Raw genomic sequence first — 21,525 nt, forward strand, 5'->3', positions numbered from 1 at the left:
CGCGATCGCCGCCGCATCGGTTGCGACGGCGGATCGTATCGTTACCACCACTTCTGCGGCGAGAACTTACCAGCCGCCTGTTCGATGACATGCGCAGTCTTGAACAGGGTTTCTTCCTCGAACGGCTTGCCGATCAGCTGCAGGCCGAGCGGCAGGCCCTTGTGGTCGAGGCCGGCGGGAACGGCGATGCCGGGAAGTCCGGCCATGTTCACCGTCACTGTGAAGATGTCGTTCAAATACATCTTGACCGGATCCGATGCCAGGTCCTCGTCGGCGATGCCGAAGGCCGAGGAAGGAGTGGCAGGCGTCAGGATCGCATCGACGCCGGCATGGAAGGCCAGCTCGAAATCGCGCTTGATCAGCGTGCGGACCTTCTGTGCGCGCAGGTAGTAGGCATCGTAGTACCCGGCCGAGAGCACATAGGTGCCGATCATGATACGACGCTTGACCTCCTGGCCGAAGCCGCTAGCGCGGGTCTTTTCGTACATGTCGGCAATGTCCTTGCCGTCGACGCGCAGGCCGTAGCGGACGCCGTCATAGCGGGCAAGGTTGGACGAGGCTTCGGCCGGGGCAACGATGTAATAGGCCGGAAGCGCATATTTGGTGTGCGGCAGGCTGATATCGACGATCTCGGCACCGGCATCCTTCAGCCAGGCGATGCCCTGCTGCCAGAGCGTCTCGATCTCTTCCGGCATGCCATCGACGCGGTATTCCTTCGGAATGCCGATCTTCATGCCCTTCAGCGACTGGCCAAGGGAGGCCTCGTAGTCCGGCACCGGCAGATCGACGGAGGTGGTGTCCTTCGGGTCGACGCTCGCCATCGATTTCAAGAGGATCGCCGCGTCGCGCACGTCGCGGGCGATCGGGCCGGCCTGATCGAGCGAGGAGGCGAAGGCGACGATGCCCCAGCGCGAGCAGCGTCCATAGGTCGGCTTGATGCCGACGGTGCCGGTAAAGGCGGCCGGCTGCCGGATCGAACCGCCGGTATCGGTCGCGGTAGCGCCGGCGCAGAGGAAGGCGGCCACGGCCGCGGCCGAACCGCCGGACGAGCCGCCGGGAACCAGATCAAGGTTCGAGCCCTTTGCTTTCCAGGGGTTGATGACCGGGCCGTAGTAAGAGGTCTCGTTCGAGGAGCCCATGGCGAACTCGTCCATGTTGAGTTTGCCGAGCATGACGGCACCCTCGTTCCAGAGGTTCTGGGTGACGGTGGATTCGTAACGCGGCTTGAAGCCGTCGAGGATGTGGCTGCAGGCCTGCGTGTGCACACCTTCTGTGCCGAACAGGTCCTTGATCCCGAGCGGAATGCCTTCCAACGCTCCGGCCTTGCCGGCTGCGATGCGGGCATCGGAGGCCTTCGCCATGTCTCGCGCCTTGTCCGGCGTTACCGTCACATAGGCGTTCAGCGCAGGATTGGCCGCCTCGATCGCTCCGATATAAGCCTCCGTCAGTTCGACGGCGGTAATGTCCTTGGAAGTGAGCATGGTGCGCGCTTCAGCGATGGTCAGGCGGGTCAGGTCGGTCATGGCAGGCTTTCAAAATCGGGGGCGTTCGGGCGATGGCTGCGAAGGGCTTATTCGACCACTTTCGGGACGAGGAAGAAATTCCGGTCCTCGTTCGGGGCATTGGCGACGATGTCGTCGGCCTTGTTGCCGTCGGTCACCACGTCCGCCCGCTTCTTCATCGCCATCGGCGTCACCGAGGTCATCGGCTCGACGCCATCGACATTCACTTCGGAGAGCTGCTCGACGAAACCCAGGATGCCATTCAGCTCGCCGGTCATGCGCTGCGCATCCTCTTCGCTGACGGCAATGCGGGCAAGACGGGCGACGCGCTTCACGGTGGCGAGATCAACTGACATGGATATTCTCCGAGTACTACATTTCCTACCCGCTATAATGACCAAGCATCGGGCACGCAACGGGGGAATCGCCCCATTGCGTACCTCGTCGAGCATTTCCGCGGGGTGGAAGAGGCTAGAAAGAGACGATACCACCGACGGCAGGAACCTCGACCTTCGCCTTGCCACCGTCCATTGCGGCGACGAATGTGTCGGCCGTCTGGTCGATGATGCCGAACGAGCCATAATGGCAGGGCAACACGCTTGCGAACGTGAAGAAGCGCTGGCAGGCGAGCGCCGCGACGGCCCCGCCCATGGTGAAGCGATCGCCGATCGGCACAAGGCCGATTTCCGGCTGGTGCAGCTCATTGATGAGCGCCATGTCTGAAAAGATGTCGGTGTCGCCCATATGGTAGAGCGTCGGTTCGTCTTCGAAATGCAGCACCAGCCCGTTGGCGTTGCCAAGCGAATGCGAGGTGCCGTCTTCGGTAATCTGCGCCGACGAATGCAGCGCGTTGACGAAGGTGGTCGAGAAGCCATCGAGGTGAATGGTGCCGCCGGTATTGCCCATTTCCAGCGCCTTGACGCCGCGCGAGCCGAGCCATGCCGCCAGATCGGCATTGGCGACGACGGTTGCGCCGGTTTCCTTGGCGAGCGCGATCGTATCGCCGACGTGGTCGCCATGGCCGTGGGTCAGGAGAATATGGGTCAGCCCTGCCGCCGCATCCTTGCGTGTCGATTCGTCGAAGGACGGATTGCCGGTGAAGAATGGATCGATCAGGATTTTCGCCTTGGCGGTTTCCAGATGAAAGGCGGAATGCCCGAGCCATTTGATCTTCATGAAATACTCCTTGGTGATTTGTCGGCGGGATGCGGATATGGATCAGCCGACTAATCCTTAAAGACCGAATCGGCAAATCACATGGCTGTTCTCACGATAGACGAACTCGCATCCACCCTCCTGCCCGGCCAGGCGATCGGCGGGCTCGACCTCGGTACCAAGACAATCGGCATTTCCGTCTCCGATCTCGGCCGACGATTTGCCACGCCTCGCGAGGTGATCAAGCGGGTGAAGTTCGGCATCGATGCCAAAGCGCTGCTTGCCATGGCGGCCAAGGAGAAGATCGCCGCCTTCGTCATCGGCCTGCCGATCAACATGGATGGTTCCGAAGGCCCGCGCGCCCAGGCAACCATGGCCTTCGTGCGCAACATGGCGCAGAAGACCGACATACCCTTCATCTATTGGGACGAACGGCTTTCGACGGTGGCAGCGGAACGGGTGCTGATCGAGATGGATGTCTCGCGAAAGAAGCGCGCTGACCGGATCGATTCGGCCGCCGCATCCTTCATTCTTCAGGGTGCGCTCGACAGATTGACGTCGTTGGCGAAGGACGCGACCCCGGATTCGGCAGGCTGAACCGCCGGAAAGCGGCGGCTGTACCAGGCGCGAATCTCGCGGCGCTTGCGATAGCCGATGATCGCAAAGACGATCAGGCTGTCGAAGGCAATGGCGCGGGCGACGAGCGGCGGGATGGTTTCCGGCGGCAGGCCGAGCACGTGGCCGTAGACGGCGAAGACGAGATCATGCGCCTGGCGGGTCAGCATGAAGATGCCGAAGCTCATGTCGTAATAGGAAAGGCCGTACCAGCCGGTGAGCAGGATGACGGGGCAAGCCCAGAGGATCAGGAACCACTTCATGCAGCTCTCCCCTCAACCATCATGCCGCGCTTCAGCTGCAATGATGCCCAGTCGAGCGCCATGGCGCCGACCAGAAAAACGGTGGGTATCGTCAGATCGAGCGCGAGGCTCGCAAAAAACATCATCATGATGATCGTCAAGCCAGTTCTCACCGAACGTGCTCCATTCCGGAAATCTTAAGTTTGTCTTACAAACCACTCTTGCCCCTTAACCCCGGCCGCGCAACGTAAACCATCCGTTAAGGTTAATTTCGGCGCGATGCGGTTGCCGTCCTGTGGACAAGGGTCTATCGATGGATCTCTCCCTCCTTCGGGCCCCTTCATGACGATCATCTTCGAAAGCATCCTGCCGATCTTCCTGCTCGTGTCGCTGGGCGTCTGGCTGAAGCGTTCGCCGCTGATCGATCTGACGCTCTGGGAGGGACTGGAGCAGCTCGGCTACTATATCCTCTTCCCCGCCCTTCTGTTCTCGACGCTGGCGACGGCCGATTTTACCGGCATGAAGACGGATGCGACGGCGCTGGCGACGATCGGAAGCGTTACGCTGATGTCGGCCGCGCTGCTGTTGCTCTGGCCGATGCTGCGTGCCCGCCACATCTCGTCCGCCGCCTTCACATCCATCTTCCAGACGGCGACACGCTGGAACGGTTTCATGGCGCTCGCCATCGCGCAGAAGCTCTACGGCCCGCTCGGCCTCAGCCTGACGGCGCTGGTGATGACCCTGGTGATCATCCCGATCAACCTCTACAATGTCGGCGTTCTCATCGGCTTCAATGGCGGCCCGAAGGGACTGAAATTCTTCGCCTTCAAGATCGCCACCAATCCGCTCATCGTCGCCTCGGCGCTCGGCATCGTGCTGAATGCGTCGGGGATCCCGGTCTACGGACCGGTGCTGAACGCCATCGAGATGCTGGCGAGCGCCTCGCTCAGCCTCGGCCTTGTCATGGTCGGCGCCGGCCTGAAGGTCTCCGACGCGCTGCGGCCGAGCCTTGTCGCCCTTCTCGCCGTCTTCCTGAAGCTGATCGTCATGCCCGTCTTCATGGTCGGCACCGCCTATGCTCTCGGCATTCGCAGCGACAGCCTGCTGGTGATCGCGCTCGGCGCCAGTGTACCGACGGCCATGAACGGCTACCTGCTCGCCAAGCAGATGGGGGGCGATGCGCCGCTCTACGCGGCTGTCGCCACCGTGCAGACGGTCGTCTCGTTCTTCACCATACCGCTGGTGCTGACCGTTACCGGTTACGTCGCCGCCGGATAAAGCAGGTCGACGATATAGGCGGAATCGAAGCGCGAATCGAGCATGCCATAGGTCGAGCGCCAGCCGGCAGCGAGACGGGATTCGAGGAAGGCATCGGCAATCCGCCCTGCCCCGAGCCGGTAAAGTTCGGCAGCAGCGGCAGCAAGCGCGAGCTGTTCGACCAGCATGCGCGCCGCGCCTTCGTCGCGCTCGCAGAGCGACATCGCCGCCCTGAGCACATCGACAGTCTTCTTGGCAGACGGGCCGAGATCACGGCTGATCACCTGGAACAGCAACTCGAACAGATCCTTGCCGCGCGTCAGCACCCTGAGCACGTCGAGCGCCATGACGTTACCCGAGCCTTCCCAGATCGCATTGACCGGCGCTTCACGATAATGCCGGGCGATCGGTCGCTCCTCGACATAGCCGCTGCCGCCGAGGCATTCCATCGCCTCGTAGATCAGCGCGGGGGCGATCTTGCAGCACCAGTATTTCGCGACCGGCGTCATGATCCGCGCATAGGCCGCGTCCTCGGCACTGTCACGCGCCTTGTCGAAGGCTTCGGCGAGACGGAAGGACAAGGCACTTGCCGCCGCCACGTCCAGCGCCATATCGGCCAGAACCCGGGTCATCATCGGTTGGGCAATCAGCGTCTTGCCGGAAACCTTGCGGCCGCGCACATGATGCACGGCTTCGGCAAGTGAAGCGCGCATCATGCCGGCGGATGCTAAAGCGCAATCGAGCCGCGTCAGCGTCACCATGTCGAGAATGGTGCGGATGCCGGCATCCGGCGTACCGAGCACGAACCCGAACGTGTCGGAGAATTCGACCTCGGACGAGGCGTTCGAGCGATTGCCGAGCTTGTCCTTCAGCCGCTGGAAGCGCAGGCCGTTCGCGGATCCATCCTCCAGGAGACGCGGCACGAGGAAGCAGCCCAGGCCGTCGCGGGTCTGCGCCAGCATCACGAAGGCGTCGCTCATTGGCGCCGACATGAACCATTTGTGGCCGTTGAGCCGATAGATGCCCTCGCCGACCCGTTCGGCCGTCGAGGTATTGGCACGCACGTCCGTGCCGCCCTGCTTTTCCGTCATGCCCATGCCGATAGTGACGGACGACTTCTGCATCCAGGGCCGGTTGGATGAATCATACTTCCGCGACAGGATTTTTGGCGCCCATTCCTTCTGGACGGCTGGCGACGCAGATATCGCCGCCACGGAGGCGCTGGTCATTGTCAGCGGGCAGAGATGGCCACATTCGAGCTGTGCCGTCAGATAGAAGCGGATGGCCCGCGCCTTGTGCGATCGTCCGCGCTCGTCCGCGATGTTTTCCCAGGCCGAGGCGTGCAGGCCGGAGGTCATCGAGCGGCGCATCAGCGCGTGCCAGGCGGGGTGGAATTCAACGACGTCCAGACGCTCGCCGCGCGGCCCATGGGTGCGCAGCTTCGGTACGCCCTCATTGGCCATGCGCGCCAGGTCCTGCGCCTCCGGCGATGTCGCATAGCGGCCAAGCGCCTCGAAATCATCGCGCAAGGGCCGCGGCATCGACGCAGCGATGTCGACCACGAGCGGATCGGACCGGAAAGCATTGATGCCCGACCAGGGCTTCGGCTGGTTCAGTTCGGCGAGTTTCTGTTCATTTCGGTTCAGAGTCATGTCGCGTTTCTAACCCAAGTCCCTGTGCTTAGGAACAGTATCGGGACGGGATAAACACCGCTTCCCGCAACAATTTACGGGAAGTGTGCAAGAAGCGCGCCAGCGGCCACAAAAGCATGGGAATGCGCCCTGTTTGCATAGCCTCAGCCTTGCCGGTTCGCCCTGCAGTCATTATAGACCCACGCAACTTCACCATATGAGGCGGCTCCCCATGGATTTCTTTCCGCATCGCCACCTGCTCGGCATCAAGGGCCTGAGCGAACAGGACATCACGCTCCTGCTCGACCGGGCCGACGAAGCCGTCAAGATTTCCCGCCAGAGAGAAAAGAAGACTTCGACGCTGCGCGGGCTGACGCAAATCAACCTCTTCTTCGAAGCCTCGACCCGGACGCAATCCTCCTTCGAGCTTGCCGGCAAACGCCTCGGCGCCGACGTCATGAACATGTCGGTCAGCAACTCCTCGGTGAAGAAGGGCGAGACGCTGATCGACACCGCGATGACGCTGAACGCGATGCATCCGGACGTCTTGGTCGTGCGCCATTCCTCGGCCGGGGCGGCCGCACTGCTCGCACAAAAGGTTTCCTGCTCCGTCGTCAATGCCGGCGACGGCCAGCATGAGCATCCGACGCAGGCGCTGCTCGACGCGCTGACGATTCGCCGTGCCAAGGGCAAGCTGTCGCGCATCACCGTGGCGATCTGCGGCGACGTGCTGCATTCGCGTGTCGCCCGCTCCAACATCCTGCTTCTGAACCAGATGGGCGCCCGCGTCCGCGTCGTGGCCCCTGCCACGCTGCTGCCGTCCGGCATCGCCGACATGGGCGCCGAGGTCTACCATTCGATGAAAGAAGGGCTGAAGGACGCCGATGTGGTGATGATGCTGCGCCTGCAGCGCGAGCGCATGGCCGGCTCCTTCGTGCCCTCGGTGCGCGAATATTTCCGCTATTACGGGCTCGACGCCGAAAAGCTGAAGGCGGCCAAGGACGATGCGCTTGTCATGCATCCCGGCCCGATGAACCGCGGCGTCGAGATCGCCTCGGAAATCGCCGACGGCCCCCAGAGCGTGATCGAGCAACAGGTCGAGATGGGGGTCGCGGTGCGCATGGCGGTGATGGAAACGCTTCTTCTCTCGCAGAACCAGGGGCCGCGCGCATGACCAACGCCCTCGTCCTGAAAAACCTCCGCATCATCGACCCCTCGCGGGGCCTCGACGAGACCGGGACGATCATCGTCGAAAACGGCGTCATCCGTGCCGCCGGAAAATCAGCCGACAATCAGAGCGCTCCGAAGGGTGCTGACGTCAGGGATTGCAGCGGCCTCGTCGCGGTCCCCGGCCTTGTCGATGCCCGCGTCTTCGTCGGCGAGCCCGGCGGCGAATATCGCGAAACCATCGAATCCGCATCACGGGCGGCCGCCGCCGGCGGTGTCACCTCGATCATCACCATGCCGGATACCGATCCGGTCATCGACGACATCGCCCTGGTCGAGTTCGTGCAGAAGACGGCGCGCGACAAGGCGGTGGTCAATGTCTATCCCGCGGCGGCGCTCACCAAGCATCTCGACGGCGAGGAAATGACCGAGTTCGGCCTGTTGCGCGAGGCGGGCGCCGTCTGCTTCACCAATGGACGCGAGCCCGTGCACGACACGCTGGTTCTGCGGCGTGCCATGACCTATGCCCGCGAATTCGGCGCCGTCATCGCGCTCGAAACCCGCGACAAATACCTGGGTGCCGGCGGCGTCATGAACGAAGGCCTGCTCGCCAGCTGGCTCGGCCTCGCCGGCGTGCCGCGCGAAGCCGAGATCATCCCGCTCGAGCGTGACCTGCGCATCGCCGGATTGACCAGGGCTGCTTATCATGCCGCGAAGATCTCCCTGCCCGAATCCGCCGAAGCCATTGCAATGGCCCGCAAGCGTGGGGCGAACGTCACCTGCGGCATCTCGATCAATCATTTGACGCTGAATGAGAACGACATCGGCGAATACCGCACCTTCTTCAAGCTCTCGCCGCCGCTGCGTGGCGAAGACGACCGCGTGGCGATGGTTCAGGCGCTCGCCGACGGCACGATCGATATCATCGTTTCCTCGCACGATCCGCAGGACGTCGATACCAAGCGGCTGCCCTTTGCCGATGCCGCGGATGGCGCAATCGGTCTGGAGACGATGCTGGCGGCTGCCCTGCGCCTCTATCACAGCGGCGACGTGCCCCTGATGCGCCTGATCGACGCCCTGTCCACGCGGCCTGCCCAGATCTTCGGGCTCGACGCCGGAACGTTGAAGCCGGGCGCCAAGGCCGACATCACGCTGATCGATCTCGACGAACCCTGGATCGTTTCGAAGGACGCCATCGTGTCCCGTTCGAAAAACACACCGTTCGAAAATGCCCGCTTTACCGGCCGGGCAGTTCAAACCTATGTTGCGGGAAAACTGGTCCACGCCATCTAGGCGAAACGACCACGGGAGGGGAACCGGTGGAACTTTTTGTCTGGCAACTCGGACCTGCGCCGACGGTCATCAGCATCATCTTTGGCTACCTGCTCGGCTCCATCCCCTTCGGCCTCATCCTGACGCGCTTGGCCGGCCTTGGAGATGTCCGCAAGATCGGCTCCGGCAATATCGGTGCGACCAATGTCCTGCGCACCGGCAACAAGAAACTCGCGGCCGCCACCCTGCTGCTTGATGCCCTGAAGGGAACTGCCGCAGCGGCAATTGCCTCACGCTGGGGTATCGAAGCCGGCATCGCCGCCGGCTTTGCCGCTTTCCTCGGTCATCTCTTTCCCGTCTGGCTTGGGTTCAAGGGTGGCAAGGGCATTGCGACCTATATTGGCGTGTTGCTCGGGCTGGCACCGATCATCGTTCTCGTCTTTACCGCCGTCTGGCTGGCCATGGCTAGACTGACGCGTTATTCCTCCCTCTCGGCACTGGTTGCAACGCTCGTCGTTCCGGTTGTACTGTTGGTTTCAGGATACGGGAAAATCGGCCTGCTCTTCGTGCTGATGAGCATCATCACGTGGATCAAGCACAGGGCAAATATTCAGCGATTGCTGGCCGGAACGGAAAGCAAGATCGGGCAGAAGGGATAGGACTGCATGTCGAACGCCAGCGCGGGACGAAACGGGATTGCGCTGACGGAACGACAACGGATTGCCTGGCTGAGGCTGATCCGCAGCGACAATGTCGGCCCTGTGACCTTTCGCGATCTCATCAATCATTTCGGCTCGGCCGAAACGGCGCTCGAAATGTTGCCCGAACTGTCGCGCCGCGGCGGTTCCACCCGCGCGATCCGGGTCGCCTCCGTGGCCGAAGCGGAAAAAGAGCTTGCTAGCGCCCATCGTTTCGGCGCCCGTTTCCTTGGCATCGGCGAGCCGGATTATCCTCCGGCCCTGCGCCAGATCGACGGCGCACCGCCTCTCCTCGCCGTCAAGGGCAATCTGGCCATCGGCACCGTGCCCTCTCTCGGCATCGTCGGCTCGCGCAACGCCTCGATCAGCGGCACCAAATTTGCCGCGATGATCGCGCGAGACGTCGGCCGTGCGGGCTACTCCATTATCTCGGGCCTCGCCCGTGGGATCGATACGGCGGCCCATCGTGCGAGCCTCGACACGGGCACGATCGCAGCGCTTGCCGGCGGTCTCGACCAGCCCTATCCGCCCGAAAATATCGGCCTTCTGGACGAGATCACCGAAGGTAATGGCCTGGCAATCAGCGAAATGCCCTTCGGCTGGGAACCGCGCGCCCGTGATTTCCCACGCCGCAACCGCTTGATCGCCGGCGTCAGCCTCGGCCTTGCCGTCGTCGAGGCGGCCTCCCGTTCCGGCTCGCTGATCACCGCGCGCTACGCCGCCGATTTCGGCCGGCTCGTTTTTGCCGTGCCCGGCTCGCCGCTCGATCCCCGCTGCCATGGTACCAATGCCCTGTTGAAAGACGGCGCGATCGTGACGACGGAACCACAGGATATTCTGCAAGCTCTGGCGCCGCTCAGCCGTATCGACCTGTTCACGCCACCCCAGGCGGAGGAACCGGGCGAACATGATGCCGGCCCGATGGCGCCGCCGCCGAATGAAAACGATCGCATGCGGATCACCGATGCACTCGGGCCAACGCCCGTCGAGATCGACGATATCATCCGCCACACCGGCCTTTCCGCGTCGGCCGTCTATCTTGTCCTGTTAGAACTGGATCTTGCCGGACGGCTTCACCGGCATCCCGCCGGCCTTGTTTCGCTCGCCATTGGCGAATGACAGATGCCGCTTGCCCGACAGGATGTCGCCGGCCTCGACGAAGGCCATCTCGATCAGGTAACACAGCATGTCCGCGCCCTCATCGCTGGCGACGCCGCGCAGTTCGCCCAGCATCTGCCGGATATAGGTGATCTTGTCATGTGTCTGAGCGTCCCTCTTGCCGGCGCCGGGCGTATTCGGAATCATCGGTTTTCCCTGCTGTGCATTCAACTCGCCCCGCAAACAGACACATGTGTCCGAGCCGAACCCAAGACGACGCCCTGTGCATGTCATCGCCTGGTAGCGCATTACGAAGCTGGAAGCTCCCCCTTCCGGCCTCTTTCCAGCCCGGACGAGTACACTAAAAAGACGATAACGCATTTATCTTTAATTGCAATACTAACTAAATCCCTTATAGGTTGTATTGCGTTGTATGGGCTTATTTTCAGCCCGGCACTTGACCGCGGACGAATCCCTGTCCATGTCGGGGCTTCGATATTCCCAATGTGCCGCCTCTTCCCGGCATGGCACAGCTTTGAACGGTTGCTCTAAGAAAATGACCATGAATGTTGTCGTCGTGGAATCGCCTGCAAAGGCGAAGACCATCAACAAGTATCTCGGGCCTGGTTACAAGGTGCTCGCCTCGTTTGGCCACGTTCGCGACTTGCCGGCCAAGGACGGCTCCGTCCTGCCGGATGACGATTTCGCCATGCTGTGGGAAGTCGACAGTGCATCTGCCAAGCGGGTCAAGGACATCGGTGATGCCCTCAAGTCCTCGGACGGCCTCATCCTTGCAACCGACCCGGATCGCGAGGGAGAAGCGATTTCCTGGCACGTGCTCGACCTTCTGAAAAAGAAGAAGCTGATCGGCGACAAGCCGGTGAGCCGCGTCGTCTTCAACGCCATCACCAAGAAGGCGGTGCTCGATGCCATGGCCAATCCACGCGATATCGACGTGCCGCTGGTCGATGCCTACCTCGCCCGCCGCGCACTCGACTATCTCGTCGGCTTCAACCTATCGCCGGTTCTCTGGCGCAAGCTGCCGGGTGCCCGTTCGGCCGGCCGCGTCCAGTCAGTCGCTCTGCGCCTCGTCTGCGACCGTGAATCCGAAATAGAGCGCTTCGTTTCTGAAGAATACTGGAACCTTTCGGCGCTCCTGAAGACGCCGCGCGGCGATGAATTCGAAGCGCGGCTGGTATCGGCCGAAGGCAAGCGCCTGCAGCCCCGTTCGGTTACCAATGGCGAGGATGCCGGCAAGCTCAAGGCCCTGCTCGAAGGCGCCGCCTACGTCGTCGAAAGCGTCGAGGCGAAGCCAGTCAAGCGTAACCCATCGCCGCCCTTCACCACCTCGACCTTGCAGCAGGCCGCCTCCTCCAAGCTCGGCTTTTCTGCCTCGCGCACCATGCAGGTGGCGCAGAAACTGTACGAGGGCGTCGATCTCGGCGGCGAGACCGTCGGTCTGATCACCTATATGCGTACCGACGGCGTGCAGATGGCCGCGGAAGCGATCGATGCGGCCCGCAGCGCGATCGGCAGCCAGTTCGGCAGCCGTTACGTGCCGGAAAAGGCAAGGCTCTATTCGACCAAGGCAAAGAACGCCCAGGAAGCGCATGAGGCCGTGCGTCCCACTGACTTCGACCGCACACCAGACCAGGTGAAGCGTTCCCTCGATGCCGACCAGTTGCGTCTCTACGACCTGATCTGGAAACGCGGCATCGCCAGCCAGATGGCATCGGCCGAGATCGAGCGCACCACGGTCGAGATTCTTGCCGACAACAACGGCCAAAAGGCAGGTCTCAGGGCCGTCGGCTCCGTCATCCGCTTCGACGGCTTTATCGCAGCCTATACCGACGCCAAGGAAGACGGCGAGCAAAGCGACGGCGACGACGAGGATGGCCGCCTACCGGAAATCAACGCGCGCGAAAACCTCGCCAAGCAGAAGATCAATTCGACCCAGCATTTCACCGAGCCGCCGCCGCGCTATTCGGAAGCGACGCTGATCAAAAAGATGGAAGAGCTCGGCATCGGCCGTCCCTCCACTTATGCCGCGACACTCGCAACCCTGCGCGACCGCGAATATGTCACCATCGACAAGCGCAAGCTGATTCCGGAAGCCAAGGGCCGCCTGGTCACTGCCTTCCTCGAGAGTTTCTTCGCGCGCTACGTCGAGTATGATTTCACTGCGTCGCTGGAAGAAAAGCTCGACCAGATTTCCGCCGGCGAGCTGAACTGGAAGGATGTGCTTCGCGACTTCTGGAAGGACTTCTTCGCGCAGATCGAGGACACCAAGGAACTTCGCGTCACCAACGTTCTCGACGCCCTGAACGAGGAACTGGCGCCGCTGGTCTTCCCGAAGCGTGAGGACGGCAGCGATCCGCGCATCTGTCAGGTCTGCGGCACCGGCAAGCTGTCGTTGAAGCTCGGCAAATACGGCGCCTTCGTCGGCTGCTCGAATTATCCGGAATGCAACTTCACGCGCCAGCTCTCGTCCGACAGCAATGGCAGCGACGAGGCTTCGGTATCGAACGAGCCGCAGTCGCTCGGCAAGGATCCACATACGGGTGAGGAAATCACCCTGCGCACCGGGCGTTTCGGCCCTTATGTCCAGCGCGGCGACGGCAAGGAAGCCAAGCGCTCGAGCCTGCCCAAGGGCTGGACGCCGGCGACCGTCGATCACGAGAAGGCGCTGGCGCTTCTCTCATTGCCGCGCGACATCGGCGCCCATCCGGAAACCGGCAAGATGATCTCCTCTGGTCTCGGCCGATACGGACCGTTCATCCTGCATGAGGGCACCTATGCGAATGTCGATTCGATCGAGGACGTCTTCTCGATCGGCCTCAACCGCGCCGTCTCCGTGCTGGCCGACAAACAGTCGAAGGGGCCGGGAGGCCGCGGGCGCACTGCGGCAGCGGCTCTGAAGGAGATCGGCGAACACCCGGATGGCGGAGCCATCACCGTGCGCGACGGCAAATACGGTCCTTACGTGAACTGGGGCAAGGTCAATGCGACGCTGCCGAAGGGCAAGGATCCAGCGTCGGTGACGCTGGCGGAAGCACTCCTCCTCATTGCCGAGCGCATCGCCAAGGGCGGCATCAAGACGACCAAGGCGAAGACAACCAAAACGGCAAAGCCGAAGGCGGCGAAGGCTGAAGGCACTACGGCCAAGGTCGCCAAGCCGAAAGCAGCAGCCAAACCCAAGGCGGCCGCCAAGCCGAAGACGGCAGCAAAAGCCAAGAAGGGCTGAACGTGACCAGGACACCGCGCGATCGACCCGAACGGCCCGGCAAACCCGCAGTCCGGCTCGGACGCGCTGGCAAGAAGGTGCCCGTACCGGCTGACGACACCGTGATCATTCACGGCGCCGTGCCGCCGCGTGACATCCTGATGCGGTTCATTGCCGACAATCCGGACAAGGCATCGAAGCGCGATATTTCCAAGGCTTTCGGACTGAAGGGAGAGGCGCGCGTCGAGCTCAAGGCGCTTCTTCGCGAACTTGAAGAAGAGGGTATGCTCGAAAAGAAGCGCAAGTCACTGGTGCGTCCCGGCGCCCTGCCGCCGGTCACCGTGCTCGACATCACGACCCGCGACAAGGATGGCGAACTGATCGGCCGCCCCGCCGAATGGCCGGAGGATGCGGGCGTTGCACCCGCTGTCGCCATCCGCCAATCCGCAGTCGGCAAGGCCAAGGGCAAGACGCCGGTCGGCGGGCTTGGCGATCGGGTGCTCGCAAAGATTTTCCCGTCCAAGGATCGCGCCGGCCCGGCCTATACGGCGCGCATCGTCAAGGTCCTCGACAGGAAGCGCAGCGGCAACGCCGCACTCGGCGTCTTCCGCGCCTCACCCGGCGGCGGCGGCCGCATCATGCCGATCGAAAAACGCGGCGAGGAACTGCAGGTCGATGCCGGTCATGAGGGAGACGCGCAGGACGGCGATCTGGTCGAAGTCGAAATCGCCCGCCTCGGCCGTTTCGGCCTGCCGCGCGCCCAGGTGAAATCTGTTATCGGCTCGGTTGCGACGGAAAAGGCGATCTCGATGATCGCGATCCACGCCCACGGCATTCCCTACATCTTTCCCGACAGCGTTATCCGCGAAGCCGAGGCGGCTGGCCCCATGACAATGTCGCACCGGGAGGATTGGCGCTCGCTGCCGCTCGTCACGATCGACCCCGCCGACGCCAAGGACCATGACGACGCGGTACATGCCGAACCCGATCCTTCGCCTGAAAATCCGGGCGGCGTGATCGTCACCGTGGCGATCGCCGACGTCTCCTGGTATGTGCGGCCGAAATCGGCGCTCGACCACGAAGCGCTGAAGCGCGGCAACTCCGTCTATTTCCCCGACCGGGTCGTGCCGATGCTGCCGGAGCGGATTTCCAACGAACTCTGCTCGCTGAAGCAGGGAGTCGATCGCCCGGCACTTGCCGTGCGCATGCGTTTTTCGAAGGAAGGCCGCAAGGCCGGCCACACCTTCCACCGCATCATGATGAAGAGTGCGGCCAAGCTCTCCTACAGCCAAGCTCAGGCGGCCATCGACGGCACGCCGGACGATCAGACCGGGCCGCTGCTCGAGCCGATCCTGAAGCCGCTCTGGGATGCCTACCGGATCCTCACGCGCGGTCGCGAACGCCGTCAGCCGCTCGAGCTCAACATGCCCGAGCGCAAGATCATCCTGAAGCCGGACGGCACGGTCGACCGGGTTTTCGTGCCGGATCGCCTCGATGCGCACAAGCTGATCGAGGAGATGATGATCCAGGCGAATGTGGCCGCCGCCGAGACGCTGGAGATCAAGCGCCAGCCGCTGGTCTACCGCATCCACGACGCGCCGTCGCTCGCCAAACAGGAAAGCCTGCGCGCGTTTCTGGCGACCCTCGACCTCTCCCTGGTCAAGGGTGGCAACCTGCGCTCAAACCACTTCAACGGCATCCTGTCGAAGGCTGAGGGCCAGCCCTACGAGACCATGGTCAACGAGATGGTGCTGCGCTCGCAGAGCCAGGCGATCTACAGCCCCGAAAATATCGGCCATTTCGGCCTCAACCTGATGAAATACGCGCATTTCACCTCGCCTATCCGCCGTTACGCGGACCTGATCGTGCATCGCGCGCTGGTCGGTACGCTCGGGTTCGGCGAAGGCGGCATCACGCCGGCCGAGGAAGCGGCACTCAACGATATCGCAGCGGAGATTTCGACCTTCGAGCGCCGCGCGATGGCGGCCGAGCGCGACACGGTCGACCGGCTGATCGCGCATTATCTGAGCGGCCGCGTCAACGAGGAATTCGACGGTCGCGTATCAGGGGTGACCAAATCGGGACTATTTGTCACCCTTCCGGCCTATGGCGCGGACGGTTTTGTGCCTATATCTACGCTGGGACGCGACTATTTCATTTATGACGAGGCGCATCAGGCTCTTTCCGGTGAAAAAACCGGGCTCGGCTACCGCCTCGGTGATCCCGTCCGTGTCAAACTGGTGGAGGCGGTGCCGCTCGCTGGCGCGCTCCGCTTCGACATGCTCAGCGAAGGACGCAAGATGCCGACGGCGACCCGTTCCTTCCACAAATCCGGCCGCCGGGATCGCAGCGGCGCGCGCAAGATGCCGGGAACGCGACCATCGCGCGGCAGCCGATAAAGGACGTGACGGCAAAGCCTCGCGTCCGCAGATTGAGGATATGGACATGCAGGCAACTGGCAGCACTCCGGAAACCGTCCGCTTCGAGCCGACGCACGCGGCCGAGCGTCCCGTCGGCCGATCGATCAAGCGCGGACTTCTGAACGCCTGCCCGGCCTGCGGCAGCGGCAGGCTGTTCGGCCGATTCCTGAAGGCCGTGCATGCCTGCGAAGCCTGCGGCGAGCGGCTCGACGAGCATCGCGCCGACGACTTTCCGCCCTACATCGTCGTGACGATCATGGGCCATATCGTTCTCGGCGGATTCATGATGACGGAAATGATCCTGCCGCTCTCCAACTGGGGCCACCTGGCAATCTGGGTGCCGGTGACCGTCCTCGGCTCGCTCGGCCTGATGCAGCCCGTCAAGGGCGGCGTCATCGGGCTGCAATGGGCGCTGCGCATGCACGGCTTCGGCGGCCATGAGGATGCGCCGGAAGACATTCTTCCCGTCACGGACCGCACTGCGTGACGGGCTTGGCCGGCGGACCGGCCAAGGGCCCGCTTTCCGATACGCCGAGACATCGTTCGCCGCGACCACGAGACGCAGCGTCGATCATGCTGCTCGATCGTTCACAAGCCCATGTGCGCGTGCTCGTCGGCAAGCGCCACAAGGCGCATGTCTTCATGCCGGACCTGCATGTGTTTCCCGGCGGACGCAGGGACACGTCGGACCATAAACTCCACTGGGCCGGCGATATTCATCCCGCCGTGCTCGAACGCCTAAAAACCTGTTACGGACAACGCGCCTCCGAAAGCCGGCTGCGGGCCATCGCCCTGGCCGCCCTACGCGAACTCCACGAAGAAGCAAGCATCGCTGTCGGCCGCAAGGACTGCGGAAACACAACGTTACCTTTCCTTCCCGATCTCACAAACTTGCGCTATATGGCGCGGGCGATTACCCCTCCGGGATTTCCGCGCCGGTTCGACACCCACTTCTTCGCCGTTTTTACGGACGAGGCAGGCGTGGAACCCACGGATATCCGCGACAGCCGGGAGCTCGAAGATTTGAGATGGATTGATGTGAACGACGTTTCGGCCTTGCAGATGCCCGACATCACCGAAATCATCCTCGGCGATTTGAGGGCAAGCCTCAAATCCGATGCTTCTCTGCCCTTTGGAAGGCCGGTGCCGTTCTACTACACACGTCATGGACGATTCGTCCGAGACCTTCTCTAAGGAAATTCATTGCATGTCACAGCCGCCGTCCGGCACGCCAGCGCCGGTTGAGGAGATACACTGGCCGTCGCTGATCGCCGCGATCGCCTCCATCACGGCGGTGGGGATCGCGATCGGCCTCGGCCTGCCGCTGCTCAGCATCATCATGGAGAAGCGCGGCATCTCCTCGACACTCATCGGCCTGAACTCGGCGATGGCCGGGCTTGCCTCGATGGCCGCCGCCGCCGTCACGGCAAAGACCGCCCACAACTACGGTGTTGCCAACACGATGCTGCTCGCCATCCTGTTTGCGGCAATCAGCGCGCTCGGCTTTTACTACATCGAAGACTTCTGGCTCTGGTTTCCCCTCCGCGTCGTTTTTCACGGCGCCATCACCGTGTTGTTCGTCCTGTCGGAATTCTGGATCAACGCCACGGCGCCACCCAGCCGCCGCGGTCTGGTGCTCGGCATCTATGGTACCATCCTGTCCCTGGGATTTGCCGCCGGCCCCCTGCTCTTCTCCATCCTTGGCAGTGAGGGCATCCTGCCCTTTGCCTTCGGAGCCGGCGTGATTCTGCTTTCGGCCATACCGATCTTCCTTGCCCGCAACGAAAGCCCGGTTCTTAATGAGAAGCCCGAGTTGCATTTTATGCGCTATGTCTTCCTGGTGCCGACCGCGACGGCCGCAGTCTTCATTTTTGGCGCCGTCGAATCAGGTGGCCTGTCGCTGTTTCCCATCTACGGAACGCGCACCGGCTTCACCGAATCACAGGCAGCGCTGCTTCTGACCGTCATGGGCATCGGCAACGTGATTTTCCAGATCCCGCTTGGCATGCTGTCGGACCGGATGAGGGACCGCCGCAACCTTCTGGCTATGATGACCGTCGTTGGCTTGGCCGGAGCACTGTGTCTGCCGCTGCTGCAGGGCAACTGGTGGCTGATGGCGGTCGTGCTCCTGTTCTGGGGTGGCAGCGTGTCGGGTCTTTATACCGTGGGCCTGAGCCACCTCGGCTCGCGCCTGCATGGTGCCGACCTCGCGGCCGCCAATGCTGCCTTCATCTTCTCCTATGCGGTCGGCACGGTGGCTGGCCCGCAGGCCATTGGAGCCGCGATGGACATTACCGGCAACGACGGCTTTGCCTGGTCGATCGCCGCCTTCTTCGCGCTTTATGTGGTACTTTCCGTGATCAGGATGGTTTTCAACCCAAAACGGACTTGACTTTTCGGGCGCGATTTGTAGTTTCGCGCCAAGTTTGCCGGGACCCGCCTTGGATGTCCGCGGCTTTGTTTTTTTATAGAGGCAGGACGACCATGGCGAAAGCTGCAAAAATCAAGATCAAGCTGCTGTCGACGGCCGACACGGGTTTCTTCTACGTGACTTCGAAGAACAGCCGCACGAAGACGGACAAGATGTCCTTCACGAAATATGACCCGGTCGTACGCAAGCACGTCGAATTCAAGGAAACCAAGATCAAGTAGATCGGTTTCCCTCGGGAATGCAAAGGCGCCGGCTGAAAAGCCTGGCGCTTTTTTTGTGCCGGAAAGAGTGAGCCGATCTGGTGCCTTCGCTATCCCGCCTCGTCTGTCGCTGCTGCGAATCAAAACGCCGTCCCGGAAAGGGACGGCGTTTCAATGGGCGTCGACTGATCGAAACCGCGGCACGAGGAACCGCATTGGTTACAGATCAGTCGACAAACCCCACGACCCAGGAGATGCGGCGGACCTGACATCATGGGGTAACCGACGGGAGTTTATCTCCCTTATCGATGACAATTGACCGGAAATAAAAAAAAATCAATGAATTCTTAACCAAAGCCCAAGCGAGAGCGCTGACATGGTTAATTTCACCAATGCCTTATAGACGACTCGCGCATATTTCGAACTGTATCTGCCCCCAGATAACGGCTTTGCAAAAGTAATATAATATTTTCATAAAATGAGCGAGTAGCAACATGGAAAAAATCAGGCAGCGATTTCACTCACCGTAATACGCTGAATTCATTATTTTAATTTAGAAACAGACAATTCATCGATGCGCCCCGCCCCGACATTTCATGATTTTGGACAGCAAGCATGACATGCAGCATGAGCCGGCGACCCGTTTGACGCTTAGCCGGATAAACCGGGCGGACTAAATCAGTTTTTCTGTGGAAAACTGCGCCATATGCGGAAATTTTGTGCGAGTTCCCACTCAGGCCGCAGCGGCAACGACCTGGTTTCTGCCGTTGTTCTTGGCCTGGTAGAGCGCGGTATCGGCGCGCTTCAACAATGCCTCCGGTGTGTCGCCTCCCGGATTGAGGGTGGCTATTCCAAGAGACGCAGTTATCGGCAGAATTGTATCTGTATTGCGAAGAGAGAAAGGCCTGTCTTCGACGATCGTACGCAGACGCTCGGCGATCGTCGCAGCCGCATCGGCGGGCGTATCGGGCATGACCAGAACGAATTCCTCGCCGCCAAACCGACAGGCGAGATCGGCACCGCGCACTGTCGAGCGAACCCGGTGCGCAAATTCGCGCAGCACCTCGTCGCCGGCGTCGTGTCCATAGGTATCGTTGACGCTCTTGAACCGGTCGATATCGGTGATGCAGATCGACAGGGGCCGGCCGCGAGCAATGGCACGATCGAGCAGCAGCTTCAGATGACTATCGAGATAACGGCGATTGTGCAGCCCGGTCAGCCCGTCGGTGACCGCAAGCTCGATCGTCTGTTTGACGCTCGCCCGGAGCCGGTCGTTGCAGTGCTTGCGGCGGATCTGCGTCAGACTGCGGGCAACGAGCTCATTGGGATCGACCGGGCGCATCAGATAGTCTGTGACGCCGAGATCGAGCGCGCGCACGACCATGTCCTCATGCCCCTGCTCGGCAATCAGCAGGAGCGGAATATACCGCGTGCGTTCCAGCGAGCGCAGCTGCGAGCAAAGCCGCAAGGGGTCGTAGTTGTCGAAATTCGAATTGACGATGACGAGATCGAAGCCGTTTTCGGCCGCCTCGAACAGCGCAGCCTGCGGATCGGATATTGCCGTCAACTGGGCCACCGGCTTCAGCGCACGGGCAAGCCGCTCCTGCGAGCTGCCGCGGCCATCGACCAGCAGGACATTGCCGAATTCGTCAGGGCGGTCGATGGACGCAAGGTCCGACAAACCGACACTATGGGCCGTCTCGGCGCGCAGACGCAGTTCGTCGCTGACGTTCTTCAACCGCACGAGGCTCTTGACGCGCGACATCAGCTGCAGGTCGTTGACCGGCTTGGTGAGGAAATCATCGGCGCCGGCCTTCAGACCGCGCACCCGGTCGGATGGCTGGTCGAGCGCCGTAACCATGACGACGGGGATATGGGCCGTGCGAGAATTCGCCTTCAGGCGCGCGCAGACTTCGAAACCGTCGATGCCGGGCATCATGATGTCGAGCAGGATCAGATCAACCGGCTGCTTGTCGCAGATTGCCAGCGCCTGATACCCATCGGCGGCCGTCAGGACGTCGAAATACTCGGCCACGAGCCGCGCCTCAAGCAGCTTGACGTTGGCCGGTATGTCATCGACGACAAGAATACGCGCAGTCATGCAATCTTTCCTGCCAATGAGCGCCTGACGTTGCATCAAACGCAGATCTCTCGTTCAAAGCGGCCTGTTGATGACCGTTCGGCGCCGCGTCAGGCGTCACCCAGATAAGTCTTGATCGTTTCAATAAACTTCGGCACCGAGATCGGCTTGGAGACATAGGCCTCGCAGCCTCCCTGCCTGATCCGTTCCTCGTCGCCCTTCATGGCAAAGGCGGTGACGGCGATGACCGGAATCACATGCAATTCGTCATCTTCCTTCAGCCACTTGGTCACCTCGAGCCCGGAAACCTCTGGAAGCTGAATGTCCATCAGAATCAGGTCCGGGCGATGTTTTCTCGCAAGATCAAGGGCTTCCATACCGTTGCGGGTCTGGATAGTCGTGTAACCCGACGCCTCGATCAGGTCACGAAAGAGCTTCATATTCAGCTCGTTGTCTTCAACAATCATCACCTGCTTGGGCATTTCGATCCCTTGTTTTGCGGTTCCGGCTTGCAAGCCCGGCGCATCCAGATAA

General features: G+C 61.8%; 21 protein-coding genes. 12 read left to right on the forward strand and 9 right to left on the reverse strand.

Going from position 1 to position 21,525, the window contains the following annotated elements:
- Positions 1 to 41: 41 nt before the first annotated feature.
- The 3 genes from gatA to ACSQ2Z_RS13735 all read right to left on the reverse strand — a co-directional run bounded on the left by gatA (position 42) and on the right by ACSQ2Z_RS13735 (position 2,678).
- Positions 42 to 1,523, reverse strand: coding sequence for an Asp-tRNA(Asn)/Glu-tRNA(Gln) amidotransferase subunit GatA (gatA, locus tag ACSQ2Z_RS13725; protein ID WP_436081697.1), 1,482 nt, complete (start codon positions 1,521 to 1,523; stop codon positions 42 to 44).
- 47 nt (positions 1,524 to 1,570) lie between these two features.
- Complete coding sequence (gatC, locus tag ACSQ2Z_RS13730) at positions 1,571 to 1,858, reverse strand: Asp-tRNA(Asn)/Glu-tRNA(Gln) amidotransferase subunit GatC (RefSeq protein WP_436081698.1); 288 nt, start codon at positions 1,856 to 1,858, stop codon at positions 1,571 to 1,573.
- A gap of 115 nt (positions 1,859 to 1,973) precedes the next feature.
- Complete coding sequence (locus ACSQ2Z_RS13735) at positions 1,974 to 2,678, reverse strand: metal-dependent hydrolase (RefSeq protein ID WP_436081699.1); 705 nt, start codon at positions 2,676 to 2,678, stop codon at positions 1,974 to 1,976.
- 81 nt (positions 2,679 to 2,759) lie between these two features.
- On the opposite strand from ACSQ2Z_RS13735, the gene ruvX reads away from it, so the two are divergent.
- Complete coding sequence (gene ruvX / locus ACSQ2Z_RS13740; protein ID WP_436081700.1) at positions 2,760 to 3,254, forward strand: Holliday junction resolvase RuvX; 495 nt, start codon at positions 2,760 to 2,762, stop codon at positions 3,252 to 3,254.
- On the opposite strand, the gene ACSQ2Z_RS13745 is transcribed toward ruvX, so the two are convergent.
- Both ACSQ2Z_RS13745 and ACSQ2Z_RS13750 read right to left on the reverse strand, forming a co-directional pair.
- On the reverse strand, positions 3,191 to 3,535 hold the full coding sequence (locus ACSQ2Z_RS13745) for a DUF6105 family protein (RefSeq protein ID WP_436081701.1): 345 nt from the start codon (positions 3,533 to 3,535) through the stop codon (positions 3,191 to 3,193). The two genes, ruvX and ACSQ2Z_RS13745, sit on opposite strands and share 64 nt — an antisense overlap.
- Positions 3,532 to 3,687, reverse strand: coding sequence for a hypothetical protein (locus ACSQ2Z_RS13750; RefSeq protein WP_436081702.1), 156 nt, complete (start codon positions 3,685 to 3,687; stop codon positions 3,532 to 3,534). Before ACSQ2Z_RS13750 ends, ACSQ2Z_RS13745 begins: the two co-directional genes overlap by 4 nt.
- 169 nt (positions 3,688 to 3,856) lie before the next feature.
- On the opposite strand from ACSQ2Z_RS13750, the gene ACSQ2Z_RS13755 reads away from it, so the two are divergent.
- The gene (locus ACSQ2Z_RS13755; protein WP_436081703.1) at positions 3,857 to 4,792 is read left to right on the forward strand and encodes an AEC family transporter; all 936 of its coding nucleotides are present in this window, start codon (positions 3,857 to 3,859) and stop codon (positions 4,790 to 4,792) included.
- Here ACSQ2Z_RS13755 and ACSQ2Z_RS13760 read toward each other — a convergent pair.
- Positions 4,774 to 6,423, reverse strand: coding sequence for an acyl-CoA dehydrogenase family protein (locus tag ACSQ2Z_RS13760; RefSeq protein ID WP_436081704.1), 1,650 nt, complete (start codon positions 6,421 to 6,423; stop codon positions 4,774 to 4,776). The genes ACSQ2Z_RS13755 and ACSQ2Z_RS13760 overlap by 19 nt on opposite strands.
- 211 nt (positions 6,424 to 6,634) lie before the next feature.
- Here ACSQ2Z_RS13760 and ACSQ2Z_RS13765 point away from each other — a divergent pair, with 211 nt between their 5' ends.
- Genes ACSQ2Z_RS13765 through dprA form a run of 4 tightly spaced genes read left to right on the forward strand, consistent with a single transcriptional unit; the run spans position 6,635 to position 10,658 of the window.
- Positions 6,635 to 7,576 carry an aspartate carbamoyltransferase catalytic subunit gene (locus tag ACSQ2Z_RS13765; protein ID WP_436081705.1) on the forward strand — a complete coding sequence of 314 codons (942 nt, stop codon included), beginning with the start codon at positions 6,635 to 6,637 and terminating at the stop codon, positions 7,574 to 7,576.
- A complete protein-coding gene (locus ACSQ2Z_RS13770; protein ID WP_436081706.1) occupies positions 7,573 to 8,862 on the forward strand; it encodes a dihydroorotase in 1,290 nt (429 codons plus the stop codon). The genes ACSQ2Z_RS13765 and ACSQ2Z_RS13770 overlap by 4 nt, the downstream gene beginning before the upstream one ends.
- 26 nt (positions 8,863 to 8,888) lie before the next feature.
- Positions 8,889 to 9,500, forward strand: coding sequence for a glycerol-3-phosphate 1-O-acyltransferase PlsY (plsY, locus tag ACSQ2Z_RS13775; RefSeq protein WP_436081707.1), 612 nt, complete (start codon positions 8,889 to 8,891; stop codon positions 9,498 to 9,500).
- Between the two features lie 6 nt (positions 9,501 to 9,506).
- Positions 9,507 to 10,658 carry a DNA-processing protein DprA gene (gene dprA / locus ACSQ2Z_RS13780; protein WP_436081708.1) on the forward strand — a complete coding sequence of 384 codons (1,152 nt, stop codon included), beginning with the start codon at positions 9,507 to 9,509 and terminating at the stop codon, positions 10,656 to 10,658.
- Here the strand turns inward: dprA and ACSQ2Z_RS13785 are convergent.
- Positions 10,587 to 10,844: a hypothetical protein gene (locus ACSQ2Z_RS13785; protein ID WP_436081709.1), complete on the reverse strand. Its 258-nt coding sequence runs from the start codon at positions 10,842 to 10,844 to the stop codon at positions 10,587 to 10,589. The two genes, dprA and ACSQ2Z_RS13785, sit on opposite strands and share 72 nt — an antisense overlap.
- 355 nt (positions 10,845 to 11,199) lie before the next feature.
- Here ACSQ2Z_RS13785 and topA point away from each other — a divergent pair, with 355 nt between their 5' ends.
- The 6 genes from topA (at position 11,200) to rpmG (ending at position 18,932) form a co-directional block, all read left to right on the forward strand.
- Positions 11,200 to 13,881, forward strand: coding sequence for a type I DNA topoisomerase (gene topA, locus ACSQ2Z_RS13790; protein WP_436081710.1), 2,682 nt, complete (start codon positions 11,200 to 11,202; stop codon positions 13,879 to 13,881).
- Positions 13,882 to 13,883: 2 nt separating this feature from the next.
- The gene (gene rnr, locus ACSQ2Z_RS13795) at positions 13,884 to 16,259 is read left to right on the forward strand and encodes a ribonuclease R (protein WP_436081711.1); all 2,376 of its coding nucleotides are present in this window, start codon (positions 13,884 to 13,886) and stop codon (positions 16,257 to 16,259) included.
- 46 nt (positions 16,260 to 16,305) lie between these two features.
- The gene (locus ACSQ2Z_RS13800; protein ID WP_436081712.1) at positions 16,306 to 16,767 is read left to right on the forward strand and encodes a DUF983 domain-containing protein; all 462 of its coding nucleotides are present in this window, start codon (positions 16,306 to 16,308) and stop codon (positions 16,765 to 16,767) included.
- An 86-nt stretch (positions 16,768 to 16,853) separates the two neighbouring features.
- Positions 16,854 to 17,474, forward strand: a complete 621-nt coding sequence (locus tag ACSQ2Z_RS13805) for an NUDIX hydrolase (protein WP_436081713.1) — start codon at positions 16,854 to 16,856, stop codon at positions 17,472 to 17,474.
- Positions 17,475 to 17,487: 13 nt separating this feature from the next.
- On the forward strand, positions 17,488 to 18,672 hold the full coding sequence (locus ACSQ2Z_RS13810) for an MFS transporter (RefSeq protein ID WP_436081714.1): 1,185 nt from the start codon (positions 17,488 to 17,490) through the stop codon (positions 18,670 to 18,672).
- A 92-nt stretch (positions 18,673 to 18,764) separates the two neighbouring features.
- Positions 18,765 to 18,932, forward strand: coding sequence for a 50S ribosomal protein L33 (gene rpmG, locus ACSQ2Z_RS13815; RefSeq protein ID WP_018325943.1), 168 nt, complete (start codon positions 18,765 to 18,767; stop codon positions 18,930 to 18,932).
- Positions 18,933 to 19,644: 712 nt separating this feature from the next.
- Here the strand turns inward: rpmG and ACSQ2Z_RS13820 are convergent.
- Positions 19,645 to 21,012 carry a PleD family two-component system response regulator gene (locus ACSQ2Z_RS13820; RefSeq protein WP_436081715.1) on the reverse strand — a complete coding sequence of 456 codons (1,368 nt, stop codon included), beginning with the start codon at positions 21,010 to 21,012 and terminating at the stop codon, positions 19,645 to 19,647.
- Positions 21,013 to 21,101: 89 nt separating this feature from the next.
- Positions 21,102 to 21,473 carry a response regulator gene (locus ACSQ2Z_RS13825; RefSeq protein ID WP_003547430.1) on the reverse strand — a complete coding sequence of 124 codons (372 nt, stop codon included), beginning with the start codon at positions 21,471 to 21,473 and terminating at the stop codon, positions 21,102 to 21,104.
- Positions 21,474 to 21,525: the final 52 nt, after the last annotated feature.

Origin of the sequence: Pararhizobium sp. LjRoot235 (genome assembly GCF_964254145.1) — a bacterium.
Classification (GTDB): Bacteria; Pseudomonadota; Alphaproteobacteria; order Rhizobiales; family Rhizobiaceae; genus Pararhizobium.